Origin of the sequence: Ureibacillus galli (genome assembly GCF_014836845.1) — a bacterium.
GTDB lineage: Bacteria > Bacillota > Bacilli > Bacillales_A > Planococcaceae > Ureibacillus > Ureibacillus galli.
In genome coordinates this window covers 227,713-250,283 of sequence record NZ_JACSQA010000002.1, presented here as the reverse complement: position 1 = coordinate 250,283, position 22,571 = coordinate 227,713, and the positions used below count along the sequence as shown (strand labels likewise).

General features: G+C 33.4%; 19 protein-coding genes and 1 pseudogene. 16 read left to right on the top strand and 4 right to left on the bottom strand.

The genetic code is table 11. The annotated features are described in order from the left end of the window. Positions 1–128: 128 nt before the first annotated feature. The 11 genes from H9636_RS02885 (at position 129) to H9636_RS02835 (ending at position 11,985) form a co-directional block, all read left to right on the top strand. Entirely contained in the window at positions 129–2,543 is a 2,415-nt protein-coding gene (locus tag H9636_RS02885) for a heavy metal translocating P-type ATPase (RefSeq protein WP_191706196.1), read from the top strand. Between the two features lie 112 nt (positions 2,544–2,655). Continuing rightward, positions 2,656–3,258, top strand: a complete 603-nt coding sequence (locus H9636_RS02880) for a YdhK family protein (RefSeq protein WP_191706142.1) — start codon at positions 2,656–2,658, stop codon at positions 3,256–3,258. A 292-nt stretch (positions 3,259–3,550) separates the two neighbouring features. Next, entirely contained in the window at positions 3,551–4,747 is a 1,197-nt protein-coding gene (locus H9636_RS02875; RefSeq protein ID WP_191706141.1) for an aminotransferase-like domain-containing protein, read from the top strand. 145 nt (positions 4,748–4,892) lie between these two features. Next, on the top strand, positions 4,893–6,188 hold the full coding sequence (locus H9636_RS02870) for an arsenic transporter (RefSeq protein WP_191706140.1): 1,296 nt from the start codon (positions 4,893–4,895) through the stop codon (positions 6,186–6,188). Between the two features lie 11 nt (positions 6,189–6,199). Next, entirely contained in the window at positions 6,200–6,619 is a 420-nt protein-coding gene (gene arsC / locus H9636_RS02865; RefSeq protein WP_191706139.1) for an arsenate reductase (thioredoxin), read from the top strand. Positions 6,620–6,808: 189 nt separating this feature from the next. Further along, on the top strand, positions 6,809–7,255 hold the full coding sequence (locus H9636_RS02860) for a MarR family winged helix-turn-helix transcriptional regulator (RefSeq protein ID WP_191706138.1): 447 nt from the start codon (positions 6,809–6,811) through the stop codon (positions 7,253–7,255). A gap of 69 nt (positions 7,256–7,324) precedes the next feature. Beyond that, on the top strand, positions 7,325–8,692 hold the full coding sequence (locus H9636_RS02855) for an NAD(P)-binding domain-containing protein (protein WP_404817734.1): 1,368 nt from the start codon (positions 7,325–7,327) through the stop codon (positions 8,690–8,692). 350 nt (positions 8,693–9,042) lie between these two features. Next, complete coding sequence (locus H9636_RS02850) at positions 9,043–9,531, top strand: GNAT family N-acetyltransferase (protein WP_191706136.1); 489 nt, start codon at positions 9,043–9,045, stop codon at positions 9,529–9,531. A 48-nt stretch (positions 9,532–9,579) separates the two neighbouring features. Continuing rightward, a complete protein-coding gene (locus tag H9636_RS18970; RefSeq protein ID WP_225230034.1) occupies positions 9,580–9,822 on the top strand; it encodes a hypothetical protein in 243 nt (80 codons plus the stop codon). Positions 9,823–10,190: 368 nt separating this feature from the next. Next, positions 10,191–10,418 carry a hypothetical protein gene (locus tag H9636_RS02840; RefSeq protein WP_191706135.1) on the top strand — a complete coding sequence of 76 codons (228 nt, stop codon included), beginning with the start codon at positions 10,191–10,193 and terminating at the stop codon, positions 10,416–10,418. A 205-nt stretch (positions 10,419–10,623) separates the two neighbouring features. Next, positions 10,624–11,985, top strand: a complete 1,362-nt coding sequence (locus H9636_RS02835) for an amino acid permease (RefSeq protein WP_404817733.1) — start codon at positions 10,624–10,626, stop codon at positions 11,983–11,985. Between the two features lie 11 nt (positions 11,986–11,996). Here H9636_RS02835 and H9636_RS02830 read toward each other — a convergent pair whose 3' ends face one another. After that, complete coding sequence (locus H9636_RS02830; RefSeq protein WP_191706134.1) at positions 11,997–12,623, bottom strand: LysE family transporter; 627 nt, start codon at positions 12,621–12,623, stop codon at positions 11,997–11,999. A gap of 113 nt (positions 12,624–12,736) precedes the next feature. Here H9636_RS02830 and H9636_RS02825 point away from each other — a divergent pair, with 113 nt between their 5' ends. Beyond that, complete coding sequence (locus H9636_RS02825; RefSeq protein WP_191706133.1) at positions 12,737–13,072, top strand: hypothetical protein; 336 nt, start codon at positions 12,737–12,739, stop codon at positions 13,070–13,072. 94 nt (positions 13,073–13,166) lie between these two features. On the opposite strand, the pseudogene H9636_RS02820 reads toward H9636_RS02825, so the two are convergent. Further along, positions 13,167–14,267, bottom strand: a pseudogene (locus tag H9636_RS02820) (DNA topoisomerase); the annotation flags it as partial. A gap of 95 nt (positions 14,268–14,362) precedes the next feature. Further along, positions 14,363–14,599, bottom strand: coding sequence for a helix-turn-helix domain-containing protein (locus H9636_RS02815; protein ID WP_191706132.1), 237 nt, complete (start codon positions 14,597–14,599; stop codon positions 14,363–14,365). 88 nt (positions 14,600–14,687) lie between these two features. Between H9636_RS02815 and H9636_RS02810 the strand changes: the two genes are divergently transcribed. From H9636_RS02810 to H9636_RS02795, 4 genes are all read left to right on the top strand, one after another. Beyond that, positions 14,688–14,963: a transposase gene (locus H9636_RS02810; protein WP_191706131.1), complete on the top strand. Its 276-nt coding sequence runs from the start codon at positions 14,688–14,690 to the stop codon at positions 14,961–14,963. A 318-nt stretch (positions 14,964–15,281) separates the two neighbouring features. Next, positions 15,282–15,740 (top strand): helix-turn-helix domain-containing protein, encoded by a 459-nt coding sequence (locus tag H9636_RS02805; protein WP_191706130.1) that lies wholly within the window; start codon positions 15,282–15,284, stop codon positions 15,738–15,740. 89 nt (positions 15,741–15,829) lie between these two features. Further along, on the top strand, positions 15,830–17,689 hold the full coding sequence (locus tag H9636_RS02800; RefSeq protein ID WP_191706129.1) for a site-specific DNA-methyltransferase: 1,860 nt from the start codon (positions 15,830–15,832) through the stop codon (positions 17,687–17,689). After that, positions 17,682–20,267: a DEAD/DEAH box helicase family protein gene (locus tag H9636_RS02795; RefSeq protein WP_191706128.1), complete on the top strand. Its 2,586-nt coding sequence runs from the start codon at positions 17,682–17,684 to the stop codon at positions 20,265–20,267. Before H9636_RS02800 ends, H9636_RS02795 begins: the two co-directional genes overlap by 8 nt. A 106-nt stretch (positions 20,268–20,373) precedes the next feature. Here the strand turns inward: H9636_RS02795 and H9636_RS02790 are convergent, their stop codons facing one another. Further along, positions 20,374–22,560: a DNA topoisomerase III gene (locus H9636_RS02790; protein ID WP_191706127.1), complete on the bottom strand. Its 2,187-nt coding sequence runs from the start codon at positions 22,558–22,560 to the stop codon at positions 20,374–20,376. Positions 22,561–22,571: the final 11 nt, after the last annotated feature.

The window sequence follows — 22,571 nt, the reverse complement described above, 5'->3', positions numbered from 1 at the left end:
ATAAGAAACAATTGATAATCATAGGTTATGACGTTGAATAGAAGAATTGCAGGAGTGCTCTATAAAAGCACTCTCTTTCGTATCAATTATATACCCCATTACTGTATTAGGAAGTAGGTGAATGAAAACTGACGACTAAACAAAAGGAAGCAACTTTGCACATTGCTGGCATGACCTGCGCAGCCTGTGCCAATAGAATTGAGAAAGGTCTTTATAAATTAGATGGAGTCGAAAATGCAAACGTAAATTTAGCCCTTGAAAAATCAGTCATCCAATACGATCCTGAAAAAGTCGGTGAGAAAGACTTTGAAAAAAAGATTAATTCCCTTGGCTTTAGTGTTGTGAAGGAGAAAAAAAAGTTTACGATTACTGGCATGACGTGTGCAGCCTGTGCAACGAGAATTGAAAGAGGCCTTCAAAAAATCGAAGGAATCATGTTAGCCAATGTAAACTTAACATTAGAGAATGCAACCGTCGAGTTTAACCCGGCAGAAGTAACGGTAACGGATATTATTCAACGTGTGGAAAAGTTAGGTTATGGTGCTCATATAAAAGAAAATAATCAGGATGTAATGGATTATCGACAGCAAGCAATAGAAAAGCAAAAAATAAAATTTATCGTTTCGGCTGTTCTTTCTATCCCGCTATTATGGACAATGGTAGGTCATTTTACTTTTACATCTTTTCTTTACGTACCAGATTTTTTAAATAATCCTTGGGTCCAAATGGTATTGGCAACACCGGTTCAATTAATTATTGGCTGGCAATTTTATGTAAGTGCATTTAAAGCATTAAAAGATCAAAGTGCCAATATGGATGTTCTTGTTACGATGGGTACTTCTGCTGCTTTTTTATATAGCGTTTATCAAACGTTTTCTAATGCAAACGGTCATCACACACAACTTTATTTTGAAACAAGTGCTGTATTAATTACTTTAATTTTGCTTGGGAAATTTTTTGAAGCAAAAGCAAAAGGACGTTCATCTGAAGCGATAAAAAAGTTAATAGGCTTACAAGCAAAGACCGCTGTTGTCCTTCGAAATGATATGGAACAAGAGATTCCAATAGAGGAAGTTGTAATAGGGGATATACTCTTTGTTAAACCTGGAGAAAAAATACCTGTTGATGGTGAAATACTAGAAGGGAATACGGCAGTAGATGAAGCGATGTTAACAGGAGAAAGTCTTCCGATTGATAAAACAGCCGGCTCTACCGTTTTTGGTTCTACTATGAACAAAAATGGATTTATTAAAATGAAAGCAACGAAAGTTGGACGGGATACAGCTATATCACAAATTATTAAAGTAGTAGAAGATGCTCAAGGATCTAAAGCACCTATCCAGCGTTTAGCAGATAAAATTTCGGGTATTTTCGTTCCAATTGTTATTGGCATTGCAATCGTTACTTATTTAATTTGGCTCGTTTTTATAACACCTGGGGAATTTGCTCCTGCATTAAAAGCATTAATAGCTGTTCTTGTAATTGCTTGTCCGTGTGCCTTAGGACTTGCAACTCCAACTTCCATTATGGCTGGTTCAGGTCGAGCTGCCGAATTAGGGATATTATTTAAAGGTGGAGAACATTTAGAACAAACACGCTATATCAACACGGTAGTAATTGATAAAACAGGAACAATTACAAATGGGAATCCGGAACTAACAGATGTTTATGTAACGGAAGGAATGAGTGAAAGGTTGTTCCTTTCTTTTCTTGGTTCGATTGAAAGGAAATCTGAACATCCTATTGCCCAAGCAATTGTTCAAGGAATTAGGAAACGTGGAATTGAATTAAGAGATGTTCGACAATTTGAAACGATTCCAGGATACGGTGTAAAAGGAATCGTAAATCAAAAAGAAGTCATTGTGGGTACCCGTCAACTGATGGAACAATACAAGATGAATATTTCCACTGTCGTTCCTTTAATGGAACAGCTTGAATCCAAAGGGAAGACCGCAATATTAGCAAGTGTTGGTGGACAACTTGCGGGGGTCGTAGCAGTAGCAGATACGGTGAAAGAAAGTTCTAAAAAAGCAATTGAGCGGCTTCAAAAGATGAAGCTCGAAGTAATTATGATAACTGGTGATAATACACGGGCGGCTCAGGCAATTGCAAAACAAGTAGGAATATCTCAAATTATTGCAGAGGTGTTACCTGAAGAAAAAGCTGCAGAAGTGAAGAAATTACAAAAAATGGGCAAAAAGGTTGCGATGGTAGGAGATGGTATTAATGATGCACCGGCCCTAGCTGTTGCCGACATTGGAATAGCCATGGGAACTGGTACGGATATTGCGATGGAAGCCGCAGATATTACGTTAATTCGTGGTGATTTAAACAGTATTGCTGATGCGATTAGTATAAGTTATAAAACGATGAGAAATATAAAACAAAACTTGTTTTGGGCTTTTGGTTACAATATATTAGGTATTCCTATTGCAGCAGCAGGTTTCCTTGCTCCTTGGTTAGCAGGTGCTGCGATGGCTTTTAGTTCCGTATCCGTTGTCTTAAATGCACTAAGGTTACAAAAAGTTGAATTAGATAAATAATTTTTTTATATCTCCAATTGCCAATCATAATGATGTTTAGTTAATTTTATGAATAGAATCGAGTTCAAAGTTCAATCCTTAATATAGAAAGAGAATATTTAGGAGGATTAATATGCGTCATAAATTACTAAGTATCATCATAACAATGGGTGCTGCTATTTCATTAGCGGCATGTGGAGTAAATGATACGAACAATGGAGATACATCGGAGACGGGTACGAATGTGACGAATAATCTTGAAGGAACGGATAAACAGCCAGAAGCAGATGGCGGACATGGGGAACATACTGAACATACTGAGCATCAAATACCAGAAGGGTTAAAAGAAGCAGAAAACCCTAAGTATCCAGTTGGTAGTACGGCTATTGTAAACGCAAGTCATACGGATGGAATGGAAGGGGCAGTTGCAACGATAAAGGCTGCCTATGATACGACGGTGTATTCCGTTTCTTACACACCTACGAACGGTGATCCTTATGAGGAAAATCATAAATGGTTTGTAGAAGGAGAGCTGGATCCAGTTGACGAAGGAACGCTAGATCAAGGTGCTGATGTCATCATTAATGCAGACCATTTAGATGGTATGTTAGGTGCGCAAGGTGTCATTGATACTGTGGAAAATACAACGGTTTATGTTGTCGATTATACGAATTCCCTTGGTGAAACTGTAACGGATCATTTTTGGTTTAAAGAAAGCGAATTAACACCAGAGTAAATCATTGATGCCCAATTAAAATGTTTTTTTAATTGGGCATTTTCTTTTTTTGAACTTAACATCTCTAGGGAAACTTGAAATTTGTTTTGTAAATGCAAAAGTTAGAATATTTTTATCTATACCTTGTATTAATTTACTGTTTCCTAGCGATTTCACGTTTATTTTTATCTATAAAAATTATTTTTTTTCATTTCCCCTTTGAAATTTTTAGAATAGTCTGATAAAATCTGATAACACTGATTAATTTGATGAAAGAATGGTCAGCGATTATCCAAAAAAAGAGGGAATAAAAATGAAGTACTCCGAAAAAATTTTAAATACGCCATCATCGTTCATTCGAAATATTTTAAAGGTGACAAATGCACCGGATGTTATATCCTTTGCAGGTGGGTTACCAAATCCTATCTCGTTTCCAATTGAAGATTTGCAAAAATCGATTCAACATGCGATTGAAGAAAATGGGGCGAAATTATTCCAATATTCTACGACAGAAGGTTATTTGCCATTACGCCAATACATTGCGGATAAATATAATAGGGACTACGGTTTAAATTTCAATGCTGACGATATTCTTATTACAACTGGTTCTCAACAAGCATTACAACTTATATCGCAAGTTCTCATAAATAAAGGGGAAGGAATTGTGATGGAGGAGCCAGGTTATCTTGGAGCAATTCAAGCCTTTACTTTAGCCGAACCATCTTTTTATGCCGTTCAATTAGAAGAAGAAGGATTAAATGTAGAACAATTAGAGAGTACATTAAAAAATAACGAGCATATACGATTTATTTATCTAGTACCAAATTTCCATAATCCAACAGGTATTACATATTCGAAGGAAACGCGGGAAGCCATTTTTGAAGTGGTGAAAAAATACGATGTTGTACTAATTGAAGATGACCCTTATGGGGAATTACGTTGGAATGGTGAAAAATTACCTTACATAGGTGCCGGACGTTTAGAGAATTCCGTATTACTTGGTTCTTTTTCTAAAATCGTCACACCAGGGATGAGAATCGGGTATATCATTACGAAAAATAAAGAGCTTATGGATCATGTGAATACAGCTAAACAAGCAACGGATTTGCACACGAATATTTTCTCCCAGATGGTTATCTATGATTATTTAAAAAATAATGATTTACAATCCCATATTAAGAAAATTGTTCATCTGTACAAAACACAAGCTGAAACGATGTTAAATGCTATGGCGAAATATTTCCCTACTAATGTGAACTATACGAAACCAGAAGGGGGTATGTTTATTTGGGTAACTCTTCCAGAAGGAGTATCTTCCTTAGATTTATTTTATCAAGCGATGGAAGAAAAAGTGGCTTTTGTACCCGGGGACCCGTTCTATACAAATAAACATAACGTAAACACATTCCGTTTAAATTATACAAACACTTCCCCAGAAACAATTGAAGAGGGGATTAAACGATTAGGGAAAATACTTTATTCTTTATCGTCTGAAAAACAAACTGTATAATGTTACAATCGTTAAAAGGTAGGGACGTCTAGGACGTCTCTACCTTTTATATTGTATAAAATGAAACAATATTGTGTTTGTTGTTTAAGTGAAATATTATATAACAATATGATTATGTTTAAGTGTCTGTGTAGGAGGACTTGAAGTGTTAATATCAATTATCGCAACCATTATATTTTTAATAACATTAATCTTTGTTATATGGCAGCCTAAAGGATTGAATATCGGTTGGACAGCTTGTGGTGGGGCAATCGTTGCTCTACTAGTTGGAGTTGTTGATTTTGGGGATGTCACAGAGGTCGTAAATATTACTTGGAATGCAACGTTGACCTTTGTCGCAATTATTATTATTTCATTAATATTAGATGAAATTGGCTTATTTGAATGGGCGGCAATACATATGGCAAGGGCCGCAAAAGGTAGCGGGATAAAAATGTTTGTTTATGTCAGTGTATTAGGGGCAATTGTTTCAGCGTTATTTGCTAATGATGGTGCGGCTTTAATATTAACCCCTATCGTATTGGCAATGGTAAGAAATTTAAATTTTAAAGAACAAATGATTTTCCCATTTATAATGGCAAGTGGGTTTATTGCCGATACTACGTCTTTACCCTTTGTAATAAGTAATTTAGTGAATATTGTTTCAGCGGATTTCTTCGATATTGGCTTTGCCGAGTATGCCTCAAGAATGATCATTCCGAACATTTTTTCACTATTCGCAACGATTATCGTATTACTAATTTATTTTAAAAGAAATATTCCGAGCACTTATGAAATGTCAAAATTAAAAAATCCGAAAGATGCGATTAAAGATAAGAGAATGTTCCATTTATCTTGGTACGTACTCATTCTATTGATGATTGGTTATTTTACGAGTGAATTCATAGACATTCCTGTCTCCATTGTAGCAGGGGTTATTGCTATTTTCTTTTTATTAATGGCAAGAAGAAGTTCCGTTGTGAATACAGCAGATGTTGTAAAAGGGGCACCTTGGAACATTGTGTTTTTCTCAATTGGGATGTACGTCGTTGTTTATGGTGTCGGCAATGCTTGGTTAACAATTGCATTAGCTAAAGTAATCGAATCGATTGCCAATCATGGTTTATTTGAAGCAACAATGGGAATGGGCTTTATCGCCGCTATATTATCATCGATTATGAATAATTTACCAACTGTAATGATTGATGCACTAGCCATTGCTGAAACGAATGCAACTGGAGTAGTAAAAGAAGCACTTGTTTATGCGAATGTTATTGGCTCTGACTTAGGCCCTAAAATTACACCGATTGGATCTCTAGCAACGTTAGTTTGGTTATATGTCCTTTCTCAAAAGGGGATAAAAATTTCTTGGGGAACTTATTTTAAAACTGGAATAATACTGACAATCCCTATTTTATTTATTACGTTATTAGGATTATATGTAACGATATTAATGTTTTAAAGGAGTAGATTATGAACAAGAGAACAGTTTATTTTTTATGTACTGGTAATTCGTGTCGAAGTCAAATGGCAGAAGGGTGGGCCAAAAAATTATTATCCCCTGAATGGGAAGTGAAAAGTGCTGGGATTGAAGCCCATGGTGTAAATTCCAATGCTATTAAAGCAATGCAAGAAGTAGGTATCGATATTACAAAACATACATCGGACATCATTGATTTAGAGGTGTTAAACAAAGCAGACTTAGTAGTGACATTGTGCGGCGATGCAGCAGACAAATGTCCAATAACACCTCCTAATGTTAAACCTGAACATTGGGGATTTGATGATCCAACTAAAGCTCAAGGAACAGAGGAAGAAAAGTGGGCGGCTTTCCAACGTGTTCGAGATGCTATTGGAGATAGAATTAAAAAGTTTAAAGAAACGGGCGAATAAGTACGATATTTGCTTTAACGAAAGACGGCTACCTTCTTTGGTAGCCTTTTATTTTGTGGTGATTATTTCATCATTGAGTTACTTTATATAACCGTTTAATGAAATGGGCTAAACAATGAATATATTTTTTATTTAAATTACTTGCAATATGCAATTAAATAGCGTATAAATAATACAAGAGGTGATAAGATGGAAAACAAAAGGGATATTTTCCACTTACTAACAAGGAGATTTGGTTTATTAGATAAAAATTGTTGTTCGGTTGGGAATTTTGATATTTCTTTAGTTCAAAGTCATATCCTTTATGAAATCGATAAACAGTTTGAACCATCCATGCAACAAGTTGCTGAAACATTAGCGATGGATATAACGACATTCAGTAGACAAATCCAAACATTAGTAAAAATGGATTTAGTAAAAAAAACACCTTCCACACAAGATAAGCGAGTTTCGATTTTGAGTTTAACAGCTGAAGGGAAGTTTGTTGCTACAACGATTGATCTTTCGATGAATGCATATTTAGATGAGGTATTTTCCCATATGAACGAGTTTGAAAGAGAAACGGTCATTCGTTCGATAAAATTACTAAATGAAGCAATGTCTAAATCCTCTGTTTGTTGTAAACCGTTATATTAAGCAAGAGAAATCTTGCTTTCTATTTAATTAATAGTTGTAATTTGCAAGTAAAAAATAGGGGGTTTTATGATGAATGAATTAAATGGAGTATTAAATAGTTGCTGTAACTCTCTAAAACAGCAAAATCAATCTTCGGAGAATCAATTAAGTCGTAGCCTGAACCAATTACCAGTAGCGATTATAGGAGCTGGTCCGGTTGGTTTAGCGGCTGCTGCCCATTTAGTTAATCAAGGTCAACACTTCATAGTTTTAGAATCAGGTCCAAGTGTTGGTAGTAATATATTGGAATGGGGTCATGTACGACTTTTTTCACCTTGGCAATATAACATTGATAAAGTTGCTAAAAAATTGTTAGAAAATAGTGGGTGGAATGAGCCATCTGCTAACGAACTTCCAATAGGAAAGGAATTCGTTGAATGTTATTTAGAGCCATTATCAAAATTACCCGCCATTCAAAATAATCTTTTTTTAAACTCAAAAGTTGTGTCCATTAGCAAAAAGGGACTAGATAAAATGAAAAATCTAGGTCGAGAAGAAACATCCTTTATTATTTATGTAGAACAACAAGGGATGACGAAAAGAATTGAGGCAAAGGCTGTAATTGATGCAACAGGAACATGGTCTCACCCTAACCCAGTTAACGCAGACAATATTTGGACATCATCTGAGCTAGAACTAAACAAACATATATATTATGGCATTCCTGATATGAAAGGGAGACAAAGAAAAAGATATGAAGGAAAAAGAATTGCAGTTGTTGGTGGGGGACATTCGGCAATTAATACGATATTAGAGCTTTCTCAATTACGTAATAACATAGAAATTTATTGGATTATGAGAAAGAATAGTGTAAAAGAAGCGTATGGTGGAGAAGAAAACGATGCGCTTAAAGGAAGAGGGGAACTAGGGAGTCGTATTCATCAATTAGTTGACGCGGGTCTCGTTAAAGTATTAACACCTTTTAGGGTTTATCAGTTAAATCAAAATAATGGTCGTATTGATTTAAAAGGAGAATATAAAGGAAACGACTTCACACTATGTGGAATCGATGAAATTATAACGAACACAGGTAGTCGTCCTGACTTCTCCTTTTTACGGGAAATTAGATTAAGTGTAGATACAGCAACTGAAAGTGTAGCGGCTTTATCTCCTTTAATAGATCCAAATTTCCATAGTTGTGGAACTGTACGTCCACACGGTGAAGAAGTATTAAGACAACCTGAGAAAAATTTCTATATAGTTGGGGTGAAAAGTTATGGACGTGCTCCAACATTTTTAATGGCGACCGGTTACGAACAAGTACGTTCTGTTGTTTCCTATCTGTCAGGGGATATAGAAGCTTCGAAAAAAGTAGAACTTGAATTACCTGAAACAGGCGTATGTAGCATTACCTTAGTTCAAAAAAATACAACATCAAGTAGTTGTTGCTGCTCCTAAGGAAGTGAATCATCATGACCGTTAACCATGGAGGGAATTTACCGGTAGAATATTTCCTTGCTTATATAAAACTTGTAATGAAAGCAAAAAATTATTCCTTGCTTCAAACCCAGGATTATATAGTCGAGCATTTTTTTAAAGGAGATACTGATACATTTGGTAAGTATACCTATTCGAACTTTATAAAAGCGATTCAGGAAATTTCTTAACAATATAGTCATTAAAATCATCTCTCCTTTTTTAGAGTGGAGATGTTTTTTTAAATAATACAAAGTTTGAAAAAATGTTTTTTAAAAGGGAAATTGTTCGTTAAAACAAAATATAATGAATAGTTTAAAAGGAGGAATAGAATGACTTTTGAAATTAGAAACATGATAAAAGAAGATTGGGAAGATGTGAAAGATATTTATGTAGCGGGCATTGCAACAGGTAATGCCACCTTTGAATTAACACCACCAAGTTATGTAGCATGGAACGCATCCCATCACCCTCTATGTAGATTTGTTGCTGTAGAAGGTACGAATGTAATAGGATGGGTTTCTTTAAGTCCAGTATCCAGTCGCAGTTGTTATGCAGGCGTTGGTGAAGTGAGTGTATATGTTGCACCAAAAGCAATAGGGAAAGGAGTGGGAACGGCTTTACTTAATCGTCTTATAGAAGAAAGTGAAAAGTTGGGTTACTGGACTTTGCAATCATCAATTTTTCCGGAAAATGAAGCAAGCCTTCAATTACACAAAAAGGTTGGTTTCCGAGTTGTAGGTTTTCGTGAAAAGCTAGGAAAACTAAATGGTAGATGGAGAGATACCGTATTTTTAGAGAGAAGAAGTAAAAAAATTTAAAGTTGAAAGTGGGGAAACGATTGGGAAATAAGAAAAAGGAAAAAAACAATGTTTTTTATCGTTCTGCTTTTTTTATTTCTTGTTGGTTGTTCTAATAAGGATGTGACATTACCTGAAGATATTCCGAATTTGTTGAAGAAAATGATTTTAAATCAATCGATGGGGGAAAAAGCTACTAAGTTTGAAGAACGGGGAATCATTGGCAATGAAAATAAATCGGGTGTTATAGGTGCTGAAATGCCAAGTCTTAACAATCAAAAATGGATGTGGGATTTATGGGGGACAATTTAGTAAATAAAAATTTAACTGTAGTCGGCTTTCGTAAAAAATCAAAAACAATTTCTCCTGTTTAAACAACAGCATGGTCCCTTCAACTTGGAGGAGAAAATAACGGGTCAGATGCCCATAGTCCATCTTCTATAAAATTACCTAAGCCTGGTGAATAGGCAATTTTACCTTATGTAGATGAGGAATTATTTGATACATTAATTTATGATATTGAAAAATGATTAATTAATGCGCTGTTATTTTATTTTTTAAAAGTCACGTTGCTTTTTTAACCTATACGTCAAATAAAACACTCGATGATGAGTGTTTTTTCTTTGTAGTATAAAAATAATGTAATTACTCAAAATAGGTTGGGTGGAGGTGAAATAATAGTGGATAAAAATAATAATCGTCGACAAGACCAAAACAATCGCGAAGAATTTGCGGAAGATTTGAATTTTAGCCGTAATCGTAACGAAAATAACCGCGAAGAATTTTCAGAAGATTTAAACTTCAACCGCAACCGTAATCAAGACGCGAACAATCGTGAAGAGTTTGCAGAAGATTTAAACTTAAATCGTGATCTTGATCAAAATAAAAACAACCGTGAAAATCGCTAAGGGAAAGCCTTAGTGAAGAAATGATAGACCCCGAATAGGAGACACTTACATACAGTGTCCTTATTCGGGGTTTTTCAATTTTAAATCTCAATAAGAAAAGACATTTTAAAAAAGTTATTCGATCTTCTATCTTGTCGTTTTCTTTTTATGAATAAACTTCATTCCGACGCCAATAATAAATAGGAATTCAGGGGAGGTAGTTTTGGTGGAAATACCAGCACGTGTAGGAGAAAAAAATGAAAAAAATAGTGAAGGTAAGCTGAAATGGTGGCAACTTTCCTTAATTGGTGTTGGTTGCACAATTGGAACAGGTTATTTTCTCGGATCAGGTATTGGTATATCAAAAACTGGCCCTTCCATTGTCATTTCATTTATACTCGCTGGACTAACAGCGATGATTGTGTCGGAGTTACTTGGCAAAATGTTTGTACAGGATCCGCAAAAAGGTTCGTTCCGATCATATGCCAAAAAGGCATTTGGACGTTGGGCGGGATTTAGTAGCGGATGGGTATATTGGTTTTCAGAAATGCTTATTTCCGGTAGTCAGTTGACGGCGCTTTCGATTTTAACCCGTTTCTGGTTCCCGAACATTCCGTTATGGATTTTGGCTTCGATTTATGCTGCCCTAGGTATTATCGTCGTATTAATCGGAACAAAAGGTTTTGAGAGAGCAGAAAACTTATTTGCAGTTATGAAAGTGGCCGCTATATTTATGTTCATCATACTGGCTATACTTTTGCTTTTTGGATTTTTCGGCGGTAGTATTCGCGACTTTAATATTCCGAACACTTCAGAAGAATTATTTGCCAATGGATTAACTGGTTTATGGTCATCTTTAATTTTTGGTTTTTATGCTTTTGGTGGTATTGAAATTATGGGGATTTTATCTGTAAGACTCGAACAAAAGAAAGAAGTAATCAAGTCGACGACAGTCATGTTAATCATGTTATTGTCCATTTATTTAATTTCTATCATTTTGGCTTCAACTTTAGTTGCATTTGATCAGTTTAATGCAGAAGAAAGTCCCTTTGTTATTGCCCTTGCAGATTATAATTTGAATTTTTTCCCCCATGTATTTAATGCAGGAATTATCATTGCAGGTTTTTCTACAATGGCTGCGTCTTTATTTGCAGTTACTAGTATGCTCGTCACGATGTCTGAAGAAGGAGATGCACCGAAACTTTTTTCGAAAAAAGGAAGACTTAAAGTTCCACCTTTCGCATTAGCATTAACGATTTCCGTTTTAGTCATTTCGATTGTTATTTCAAGACTCGTACCAGACAAAGTGTACGAGTATATTACAACAGCAGCTGGATTAATGCTCATCTATAATTGGTTTTTTATTCTTGTTTCATTTCCTAAACTCATCAAAGCTACAACCTTTGACCATATAAAGCGAATTTTAGCAATGTTATTAATATTACTTGCAGTAAGTGGCACTATTTTTGATAAAACGAACCGTATGGGTTTTTTCGTTAGTATATTGTTCGTTGCATTAATCTTGATAGTCATATTATTTATGCGTAAAGGGAAGAAGAAAAAAAATGAATTACCACGTAGTGTTTAATTGTATCTATTTTAGAGAAAGAGTAATTTAAAGGCTTGTACACCAAAATACACGCCAAATCCTATAAGTGATAGACCTGATATGATTGAAATAATACCTAATAATTTATTTGTTAAGATTTTCCTGAAGCTACTCGCAATAAAAGCCATTGTAACGTCCCAAATGAATAATCCGACAAATATAGCTAGACTATACAAAATAATATGGTCAATGTCATAAGTGGAAACCGTTTTTGCAAGAACAGAACCAAAAATGCCTAGCCAAAAAAGCATTGATAGTGGGTTTGTGATAGATAATAAAAAACCGTAAAAGAAGGATTTTTTTAATGAACTTTCCTTAACGTTTTTCATTTTCACTTCTTTCCCAGCATTCACAATACTATCAACACCAGTATAAATGAGAACAAAACAACCAAATGACCATAATAATGTTTGCATAAACGGAGTTTCAAGAAAATGAAATACCCCTAAATAGACAATTAGCATATAGATTGCATCTGCTAACATTGCACCTAGCCCGACAAGCCAAGCATGTCCAAAGCCACCATATATACCTTTCGTTATTTGTGCGGCGTTGACGGGACCAATAGGGGCAGCAAGTGATATCCCTAGAAAAACGTATCCGAAAAATACACTCATTTTTTAACTCCTTTAGTAACAGATAGATGGTTTTTACCATCCTATTCATTCATTGAACGTAATAGGACAAATTCTGAAATCTTCCAATTTAAATATTTTAAGGAGTAGAACAAATGCCTGTTTATGTATATCAAACCTTTGAAATTAATCAGGGGAAATTTAAAGATGCTATCAAAAACTTACAAAACATTAAGAAATATCGAAATGAACATTACGATCACACTGTGGAAGTGTTCATTCCTATTACTGGTCAGGATTATAAGTATGCACTTCTTGCAACATACGAAGGCTTAGGGGAAATGGAAATTCAAAACCGAAAGATGTACGATGATGACGACTATTTAAAATTAGTCGGTGATTTTTTCTTAGAGCATGTCGTGCAAGGAACGATGTATACCCAAATATTCCGCGGGATGAATAAAAAAATTTCAAGTAAAGAAGAGAAATAACAAGCTTTAATAGCCATATGGTATTTCCAATGAAGCTATAAAGTGACAAAAAGCCATCTTACTACCTAGGTGTAAGATGGCTTTTCGTTATTACTTAATCAAGTTTTAGTCCTTTTAATGCCTCTGCTAACGCGTTATTCACAGGTTCTTCTTGTTTTTGTTGTTTTAAATACTTTTGTACAGTTCGCTTATCTACTTTACCGCCGCCTTCTTTTTTACGTCTCGCTTCAAAAGTCGATAATTTTTCGCGATAGCCACATTTACATACGAATATTTGGCCATCTCCTTCACCGCGTAACTCTAATTTTTTCTTACATTGAGGACAACGAGCATTGGTCACACGGGATACGTTTTTGCGATGGCCGCATTCCCGATCTTGGCAAACGAGCATCTTTCCTTTTTTGCCGTTTACTTCTAACATCGGTTTTCCACAATCAGGACAAGACTTTGTGGAAATGTTATCATGTTTATATTTTTTATCGCTTGATTTAATTTCTGAAACAATTTCTTTTGTATAATTTTTCATTTCAGAAATGAAGACTTCTTTTTTCAATTTACCGTGGGCGATTTTGTCCAATTTTTGTTCCCATTCAGCTGTTAAAGTAGGGGACTTCAAATCTTCTGGTACTAAATCTAAAAGCTGGCGACCTTTGGATGTGATATAAATCTCTTTACCGCCACGTTTTTCGATTAAGAAAGAATTAAATAATTTATCGATGATGTCTGCTCGAGTTGCAACAGTCCCTAATCCACCTGTAGATTTTAACGTTTCAGCTAATTGTTTGTTTTGAGTGTCCATATATTTCACAGGGTTTTCCATAGCGGACAGTAGTGTTGCTTCAGTGAATCGAGCAGGCGGTTTTGTTTGACCTGAAGTTTGAGCAATTAATTGAGTCGTTAAAGTTTGCCCTTTTTCTATTCGTGGCAAAATTTGCTCTTTCACTTCATCTGCTGTTTCTTCATCATCGAACCGGTTTTCATAAACTTCTTTCCAACCGCTCGATAAAATTGTTTTTCCCCGGGCAATGAAAGTTTCATCCCCAATTTTAGCGCTTAAGGTTAATTGTTCATATTCAAAAGCAGGGAATAGGACAGCTAAGAAACGTTTTACAACTAAATCGTATATTTTACGTTCTTTATCATTAAAATTAGAGAAATTCACATATCCTTCTGTTGGAATGATGGCATGGTGTTCTTGAAATCAAGAGTATTAATAAAAAAATAATAATACTGTCAGTGAATTAATCTTAAAATACATGTAGTTTAAGATAGTATTATGTTAGTTTCCATTTATTTTTTATGTTGATGTATAATATTTTCAATTTCATTAATAAATTCACTAGGCCTTACTTCTAAGACTTTACATATTTTAAAAATAGTTGTTAAGCTAGGTTGTCTCTGTGCTCTTTCTAATAGACCTATATATGTACGATCTAAATTACACATCAATGCAAGTTTCTCTTGTGAAAATCCTTTGTTAGTTCGATATTTTTTTAGAACAATTCCAAATGCTTTTGCTATTTCCATAAGCTCACCTCTTACTCTCTATTAAGAGAAAAAAAGAAATAAGCTTCGACCGACTATAGTCATCGGTGGTGTGGGGTGCTACAATAAAATGGAACCGGTAATGAAAAGGATGAGAGAAATGGTATTTAAAAACTATGATGAAAAATTCAAAAAAAATATCGTAAATCTATTTAAAAATGGACATTCTGTAGGAGTTCTTTGTAAAGAATATAAAATTTCTAAAGCAACTGTTTATAGTTGGATTCGCAAATATTCACTAGATGCAAATGAAATAAACCATGTAGATATTCAGCAAGAAAATTTGAAATTAAAGAAGGAAGTAGAAGTTTTGAAGCAAGCTTTAACTATAATGGCAGCCAAATAAATTACATAATATTTTATTAGGATGGAAATGTGAATTACATAGTTTCTATCCTTTTTTATATGTAAATTTGATAGGTTTTGTTATAAATAATTTTTCAATTTGAGCATAAGGCATTTGGTAAAAACATCTTATTACTAGAAAATTATTTGTTGAGACATTTTGGGATTAAATATTTTCTAGTGTTATAGAAATTCTGAAGAGATGTATGCAAGTAACGGAGCTAATTAGCAAATACAACAGTAATTGTACTTATTTACAACAACAAAATATTTCAGTAAAATTGCACTTGTAATAATGAAAACAAATGAGTGTGATGTCGTGAAAGAATATTCAGTTAAAGATGTAGCTAAATTATTTGGGAAACATGAAGAAACTATAAAAAGATGGTTAAGGTCAGGAGAATTTCCTAACGCATATATTCGTAGTGATAAAGAAGGTTGGAAAATTCCAGAAGAAGATCTGATGATTTCAAATTTATGGGGTAGTAAAATTCCCTTAACCTTATTACCAAATAAACAGATTAAGCAGATAACCTATGATGAAAAAGAATTAATTAATTTAGCTTACCAAGCTGTAACTTTAACCGTACCAACTAACGAAGTCTTACAAATCCTTACAAGTATCGGAATTAAACGAACGTTAGAGATTCTACTTATTTTGCAACAATCATACAAAAAGATGAAAAATCCGGAGGGTTTAATTAGAATGGCAATTCGGGAGAATTGGAATCCATCTACAATGGCTGTAAAGATGCCAAAAATTCAGGAAAACATTTAGCGTATTTTATAGCTAGATAAAAATAACCTTATGATTTTATTTTAATATTAAATCTTTTGGTTATGTATAGATAGATGGAGGAAAAAATGATGGAGACAAAAGTGCAGTTTGAAATAAAAAATGTTTTAAAGGATTTTCCTGATTACTGGGAAAACAACTCTTTAATAAAAAGTAGGGTTATTGATGATTTAAGAAATTACAAAAAAGAATTGATAGAGAAATTACTTTCGAATGAAATCATAAGACAAACTTATACATTAGAAATTACAAATGGAACAGTTTTTAAAGTAGAAGAATTTATTAGTATGTTACGGTACAAAAATTACTGGGAAAATAGCTATACTCGATATAGTAATGAAATCGGATTAACTAGTGATGATAAATATTTTAAATATAACACAGACGTTGTTTTAAATTTTCCGCATAAGGACTGCATATTAGAGGGTGGTATGACAAAGGAAGATGTAGGAAAAAATGAAGTTTATTATCACAAAGTATTAGCTAAAGAAGAAATTGATATTTTATTATCACCAAAGGTTTTAACTAATATAAAGAAGTACGATCAAAATGGAGAACATAGTGTTACTGAATTTAATGATACCGATAATCTTATAATTAAAGGTAACAATTTAATCGCTTTACATACCTTAAAGGAACGATATGCAGGGAAGATTAAGTTAATCTATATTGATATACCTTATAATACAGGCTCGGATAGTTTTAGGTACAATGACCGATTTAATCATTCTACATGGCTTACCTTTATAAAAAACCGTTTAGAGGTTGCGAAAGAATTATTAACAGAAGATGGAAGTATCTTTGTTCAAATCGACGATAATGAAGACTCTTATTTAAAGGTATTAATGGATGAGATATTTGGTCGAGAATGTTTTCGAAATAAAATTACATGGAAACGAAGAGGGGGAAGTGCAAACCCAAGTAACCGTTTAAATAATGTAGTTGATTATATTCTGTGGTATGTCAAGGATGCTGAGAACTTCTACTATACTCCTGTCTTCTCTTTAAATGATGAAAATACACAAAAGTATATAAAAGAACGTTTCACGCACTTAGATGAAAATGGCAGAAGATATATGAAATCACCTATTCAAAGTCCAAACTATCGAGAAAATCTAATCTACGATTATAAGGGTTATAAAACACCAGCAAAAGGATATTCAGTATCCAGAGAAGTATTAGAACAATGGGATAAAGAAGGAAAACTGGCTTTTCCTGATGATAAAAGTAAAAATATTAATCGGAAAATATATCTAGATGAGTATAAAGGGCAACCTATTAATTCCTTATGGACCGATATTTATGTTATTAACCCGATGTCTAAAGAACGAACTGAATTTACTAGTGGACAAAAACCTGAAGCATTAATCAAAAGGATTATTGAAATGGTGACAGAAGAAGGGGACATTGTATTAGACTTTTTTATGGGTTCTGCAACTACCCAAGCCACTGCCTTAAAAATGAACCGACAATTCATTGGTATAGAGCAAATGGATTATATCAATACCTTCTCAATTCCCCGATTAAGAGAAGTAATTGAAGGAAATCAAGGTGGAGTATCTAAAGAAGTAGGATGGAATGGTGGAGGAAGCTTTGTATATACCGAGCTGTATCCGCTAAATCAAAAATATGTAGAACAAATTCAAAATACTAATTCGGATGAAGATATTGAAAATTTAATTAAACGAATAAAAGTTTCAGCTTTTCTAGACTTTAAAATTAAAATTGATAAAGTAACGAACAAAAATAATGATTTCACAGCATTATCTTTGGAAGAAAAAAAAGACCTTTTAATTCAAGTCTTAGATGCTAATCAGTTATATTTGAGTTATTTTGAAATCGATGATGAACAATATTGCATACCTGAACCAGTAAAACAATTTAACCGTTCTTTCTATAGTAAAAAGAAGGTTGGAAAAAAACATGAGTAACGAAATATTACATTCAAGAATTCAAGATCGATTTTATGATATTTTTGAGAATCCACCCGAAGTTCCAGATTATATTATAGATAACTTAAGTCATAATTTAAGACCTTATCAAGTACAAGCATTGCGTCAATTTATTTATACACAACGTTCTGATACAGCTGATATTGCCTTTAATCATTTGTTATTTCATATGGCAACAGGCTCTGGAAAAACATTAGTTTTAGCTGGAACAATCCTATATCTATTTTATGAAAAAGGGCATCAAAATTTTATTTTCTTTGTTAATAGTGATGCTATTATAAAGAAAACATATGATAACTTAACAAATACGGGTTCAACAAAATATTTATTTAAAAATGATGGAATCGTAATAGATGGTGAACAGATCACTATACAAGTAGTAGATGTGTTTCCTGCTATACCTGCTGACAACACAATTTACTTGAAACTAACTACTATTCAGAAATTACATATGGATTTAACTAATCCAAGAGAAAATGGATTGACCTATGAATCCTTAAAGAATACAAGAGTAGTTTTATTAGCTGATGAAGCACATCATATTAACGTTTTAACTCGAAGCGATAAAAGAAATTTGAATACGAAAGAAGAACAGGAACGGACATGGGAATATACAATAAGTAAATTATTGCGATTAAATCGAGACAATCGCCTATTAGAATTTACTGCAACAATAGATTTAACAAAGGATGCACTATTCCATAAATATAGCGATAAAATTGTATACCAATATGATTTGAAACGATTTATGACAAACGGTTTTTCAAAAAATGTTGTGCTTTTAAGAGCAAATGAAGATGATGAAAAAAAGATGTTAAATGCTTTACTCCTGAGCCAATACCGAAAATACATTGCCAAAGACAACGAAATTGATTTAAAACCAATTATTTTATTTAAATCCAATAAAATTGCCATTTCACTAAATGCAAATCAGTCCTTTTTATCTATAGTTGAGAATTTAACAGTTTCTCAATTAGAGAAAATCATTCAAAACGGTCTTGCTGTATACCATAATAAAATGAGTATTTGGTATAAAATGTTTCAGTATTATTCAAATATGAGCTTAAATCAGGTTGTCCGGGATTTGCAGTGGGATTTTACAAAAGAAACTACTTTGAATGCTAATGACACAAATTTTTTATCTGAAGGTAATGCTCTTTTACTTAATACATTAGAAGATCCTGATAACCCGATTCGTACTATTTTTGCTGTTGCAAAACTTAATGAAGGGTGGGATGTTTTAAATCTCTTTGATATTGTTCGAATAAGTGAGGGAGCCACAAGTACAAAAACAACTACTGATAGTGAAGCTCAACTAATTGGTCGTGGTGCAAGATACTATCCTTTCATTTATAAGGGAGAACAATCATATAAGAGACGTTTTGACGATGTTGCTAGTGATTTAAAGGTAATTGAAACTTTGCATTATCACACAATTAATGAAAATGCTTACATAAAAAATCTTGAGAAGTCGCTCGAATCGGCTAATATTCAGGTAAAAGAAGATAAGTATGAACGATTAGAAGCAAAAGTAAAACAAAAAATCCGTAAATCGGAATTTTTCAAAAATGGTAAAATATATATAAATCAAGTCATTCCAACAACTGCCACTGATTACCAATCATTCAAAAATTATAATGTGTCTACTTCATTTGAAATTGACTTTGAATCATCAGTGGAAAAACGTTTCGGTTCGAAAGAAGAAATGTATTCTGGAACCAGAAGACATGAAGAACAGCTTTATATAGATAAGGCATTATTACAAAAGGCTATCCAACGAAATAAATTTTATCGTTTTAGTAATTTGAGTACATTTGTGCCTAGTATCTCAAGTATGAAAGATTTTATAGAGAACCCAAATTTCCTAGGGGGATTAAACATTATTGTCTCATTACCTGTAGGTATTTCTGTAAAAGATCTTACACCGATAGAAAAATTGAAAATTATTGAGAAATTTTTAGCATATGCTGAAAAGAACATCAGACTTAATTTTATGAAAGAACGTGGCACACCAATATTTGAAGGGGTTTCTTTTACTGAACTAATTGATGATTATGTAGTGGAAATAAGCAAAGTTAGCAATAGTATTCAACTAAATGAGATTAGAAGACCTAGAAATATGCATGATCATGATTGGTTTATTTATGATAAGGCAATCGTGAATGGATTGGAAAACGATATGCTAGATTTTATCAACAATTATATAGAGGGGCTAAAAGAACGTTATAATGATGTTTATTTAATTAGAAATGAACGGAAAGTTAAAATTGTAGAAATTGGTGGGATAAGAGGATTTATGCCAGATTTCTTGTTATATTTAAAGGATGATAATTGCACCTATCAAGTGTTTTTGGAGCCCAAAGGTAAAAATTTACTAGAAGAAGATAAGTGGAAACAAAACTTTTTGCTATCGTTATCAGAGAATCCAAATATTGAAATATTAACTGAAAATGAACAAGTAAGACTTGTTGGAGTTAAATTTTACACAGATGTTCCTGAATTGAAAAATGAGTTTAGAGAAGATTTTACTAAGAAATTAATTGAAAAAGATAACTAAGTAGAAAGTTATACTTTTAAATGTAAAATGTACCCTATTAGAAGGTCTATTTCAAAGTGCCTATTTTATAGGGTACATTTTAATTGTATTGGATTTTTCCTTCTACTTAATCCAATTTCATACCTTTTAATAAATCAGCAAATGGATTATTTAAAGGCTCTGATTCTTTTTCTTGTTGTTTTAGGTATTTTTGTACGCTGCGTTTATCCACTTTACCTCCGCCTTCTTTTTTACGACGAGCTTCAAATGCTGATAATTTTTCACGATACCCACATTTACACACAAAAATTTGACCATCTCCTTCGCCACGTAGCTCAAGCTTTTTCTTACATTGTGGACAGCGAGCATTTGTTACACGTGAGACGTTTTTACGGTGACCACATTCACGATCTTGGCATACAAGCATCTTTCCTTTTTTACCATTCACTTCAAGCATTGGCTTGCCACAATCTGGACAAGTTTTTGTTGAAATATTATCGTGCTTATATTTTTTATCGCTATTTTTAATTTCAGTTACTATCTCTTTTGTGTGTTTTTTTATTTCTTCCAAAAATATATCTTTTTTCAGTTTACCTTTAGCGATAAGTTCAAGTTTCTGTTCCCACTTTGCAGTTGTGGTAGGAGAACGTAATTCTTTTGGTACTAAATCAAGTAACTGACGACCTTTAGATGTAACATAAATTTCTTTTCCCCCACGTTTTTCGATTAAAAATGAGTTGAATAGTTTCTCAATAATATCAGCTCGAGTAGCTACAGTACCTAAACCACCTGTTGATTTCAAAGTTTCTGTAAGTTTTTTATCGTTTGTTTGTATATATTTTGTTGGGTTTTCCATTGCCGAAAGTAATGTAGCTTCTGTAAAACGGGAAGGGGGGGAGGTTTGTCCTGATGTTTGAACAATTAATTTTGTCTTTAGCACATCGCCATTTTGAACAGAAGGTAATAATTGTTCTTTAATATCATCAGTTGATTCATCATCAAATTGATTTTCATAAACTTCCTTCCACCCAAGATTGATTAATCTTTTCCCTTTAGCAATGAACTTTTCTCCAACTATTTCAGCTTGCACAGTTAATTGTTCAAATTCATACGGGGAAAATAACACTGATAAGAAACGTTTAATTACTAAGTCATAAATTTTTCGTTCTTTATCGGTGAAGGTAGAAAAATTAACATGGCCTTCAGTAGGTATAATTGCATGATGATCACTTAATTTCGAGTCATCAACGTACGATTTATTTGTTTTAATAGGTTTTGATAAAACTTTATTTACTAATGTTCGATATGGACTAATATTACATGCCTTTAAACGTTCTGGGATTGTAGAAACAATATCACTTGAAATATATCGAGAATCAGTACGAGGATACGTTAATACTTTGTGTTGTTCGTATAGTTTTTGCATAATATTTAATGTTTCTTTCGCTGAGTAGCCGAAGAACTTATTTGCATCACGTTGTAATTCTGTTAAGTCATACAGTCCTGGTGCAAATGATTTTTTCACTTTACGATCAATGGTTACAACTTTTGCATCGTGCGTACCAAGTTTTTTTACAAGTGCCTCGACTTTTTCTTTATTAAAACTACGGCTATTATTGTTTGAATCTTGCCATGTTAACTTAAAGTCATTTGTTTGAGCTTCGATACCGTAAAATGTTTGTGATTTGAAATTTTTAATTTCATCTTCTCTTGCTGCTATCATAGCTACTGTAGGTGTTTGTACACGACCACAATTTAATTGTGCATTAAAGCGTGTTGTTAAAGCACGAGTTGCATTTAATCCGATGTACCAGTCAGCTTCTGATCTAGCTACAGCTGCATGGTATAGATTTTCATATGCTTTACCGGGCTTTAAATTTTGGAACCCTTCTTTTATTGCTTTATCAGTTACTGAAGAAATCCATAGACGTTTAATAGGTTTATTTACTTTTGCTTTTGCAATAATCCAACGGGCTACAAGTTCGCCTTCGCGTCCTGCATCAGTTGCAATAATGATTTCATTAACGTCACTACGATTTAATTGCGATTTAACTGCATTAAATTGTTTACCCGATTGTTTAATGACGGTTAAATTTAAACGTTCAGGTAACATAGGTAAATCTTCTAAATTCCATGTTTTATATTTATTATCATAAGTTTCTGGATCAGCTAATGTTACCAAGTGACCTAAAGCCCAAGTAACAATATATTTATCGCCTTCAAGAAAGCCATTTCCTTTTTGATGACACTTCAGTACATTTGCAATGTCACGTGCTACAGAAGGTTTTTCTGCTAATACTAAACTTTTTACCATGATATTCGCAT

Coding starts and splice junctions, on each gene's coding strand:
- H9636_RS02880 (WP_191706142.1), top strand. CDS start 2,656: ATGCGTCATAAATTACTAAGTATCATCATAACAATGGGTGCTGCTATT.
- H9636_RS02875 (WP_191706141.1), top strand. CDS start 3,551: ATGAAGTACTCCGAAAAAATTTTAAATACGCCATCATCGTTCATTCGA.
- arsC (WP_191706139.1), top strand. CDS start 6,200: ATGAACAAGAGAACAGTTTATTTTTTATGTACTGGTAATTCGTGTCGA.
- H9636_RS02860 (WP_191706138.1), top strand. CDS start 6,809: ATGGAAAACAAAAGGGATATTTTCCACTTACTAACAAGGAGATTTGGT.
- H9636_RS02855 (WP_404817734.1), top strand. CDS start 7,325: ATGAATGAATTAAATGGAGTATTAAATAGTTGCTGTAACTCTCTAAAA.
- H9636_RS02850 (WP_191706136.1), top strand. CDS start 9,043: ATGACTTTTGAAATTAGAAACATGATAAAAGAAGATTGGGAAGATGTG.
- H9636_RS18970 (WP_225230034.1), top strand. CDS start 9,580: ATGTTTTTTATCGTTCTGCTTTTTTTATTTCTTGTTGGTTGTTCTAAT.
- H9636_RS02830 (WP_191706134.1), bottom strand. CDS start 12,623: ATGAGTGTATTTTTCGGATACGTTTTTCTAGGGATATCACTTGCTGCC.
- H9636_RS02825 (WP_191706133.1), top strand. CDS start 12,737: ATGCCTGTTTATGTATATCAAACCTTTGAAATTAATCAGGGGAAATTT.
- H9636_RS02815 (WP_191706132.1), bottom strand. CDS start 14,599: ATGGAAATAGCAAAAGCATTTGGAATTGTTCTAAAAAAATATCGAACT.
- H9636_RS02810 (WP_191706131.1), top strand. CDS start 14,688: ATGGAACCGGTAATGAAAAGGATGAGAGAAATGGTATTTAAAAACTAT.
- H9636_RS02800 (WP_191706129.1), top strand. CDS start 15,830: ATGGAGACAAAAGTGCAGTTTGAAATAAAAAATGTTTTAAAGGATTTT.
- H9636_RS02795 (WP_191706128.1), top strand. CDS start 17,682: ATGAGTAACGAAATATTACATTCAAGAATTCAAGATCGATTTTATGAT.
- H9636_RS02790 (WP_191706127.1), bottom strand. CDS start 22,560: ATGGTAAAAAGTTTAGTATTAGCAGAAAAACCTTCTGTAGCACGTGAC.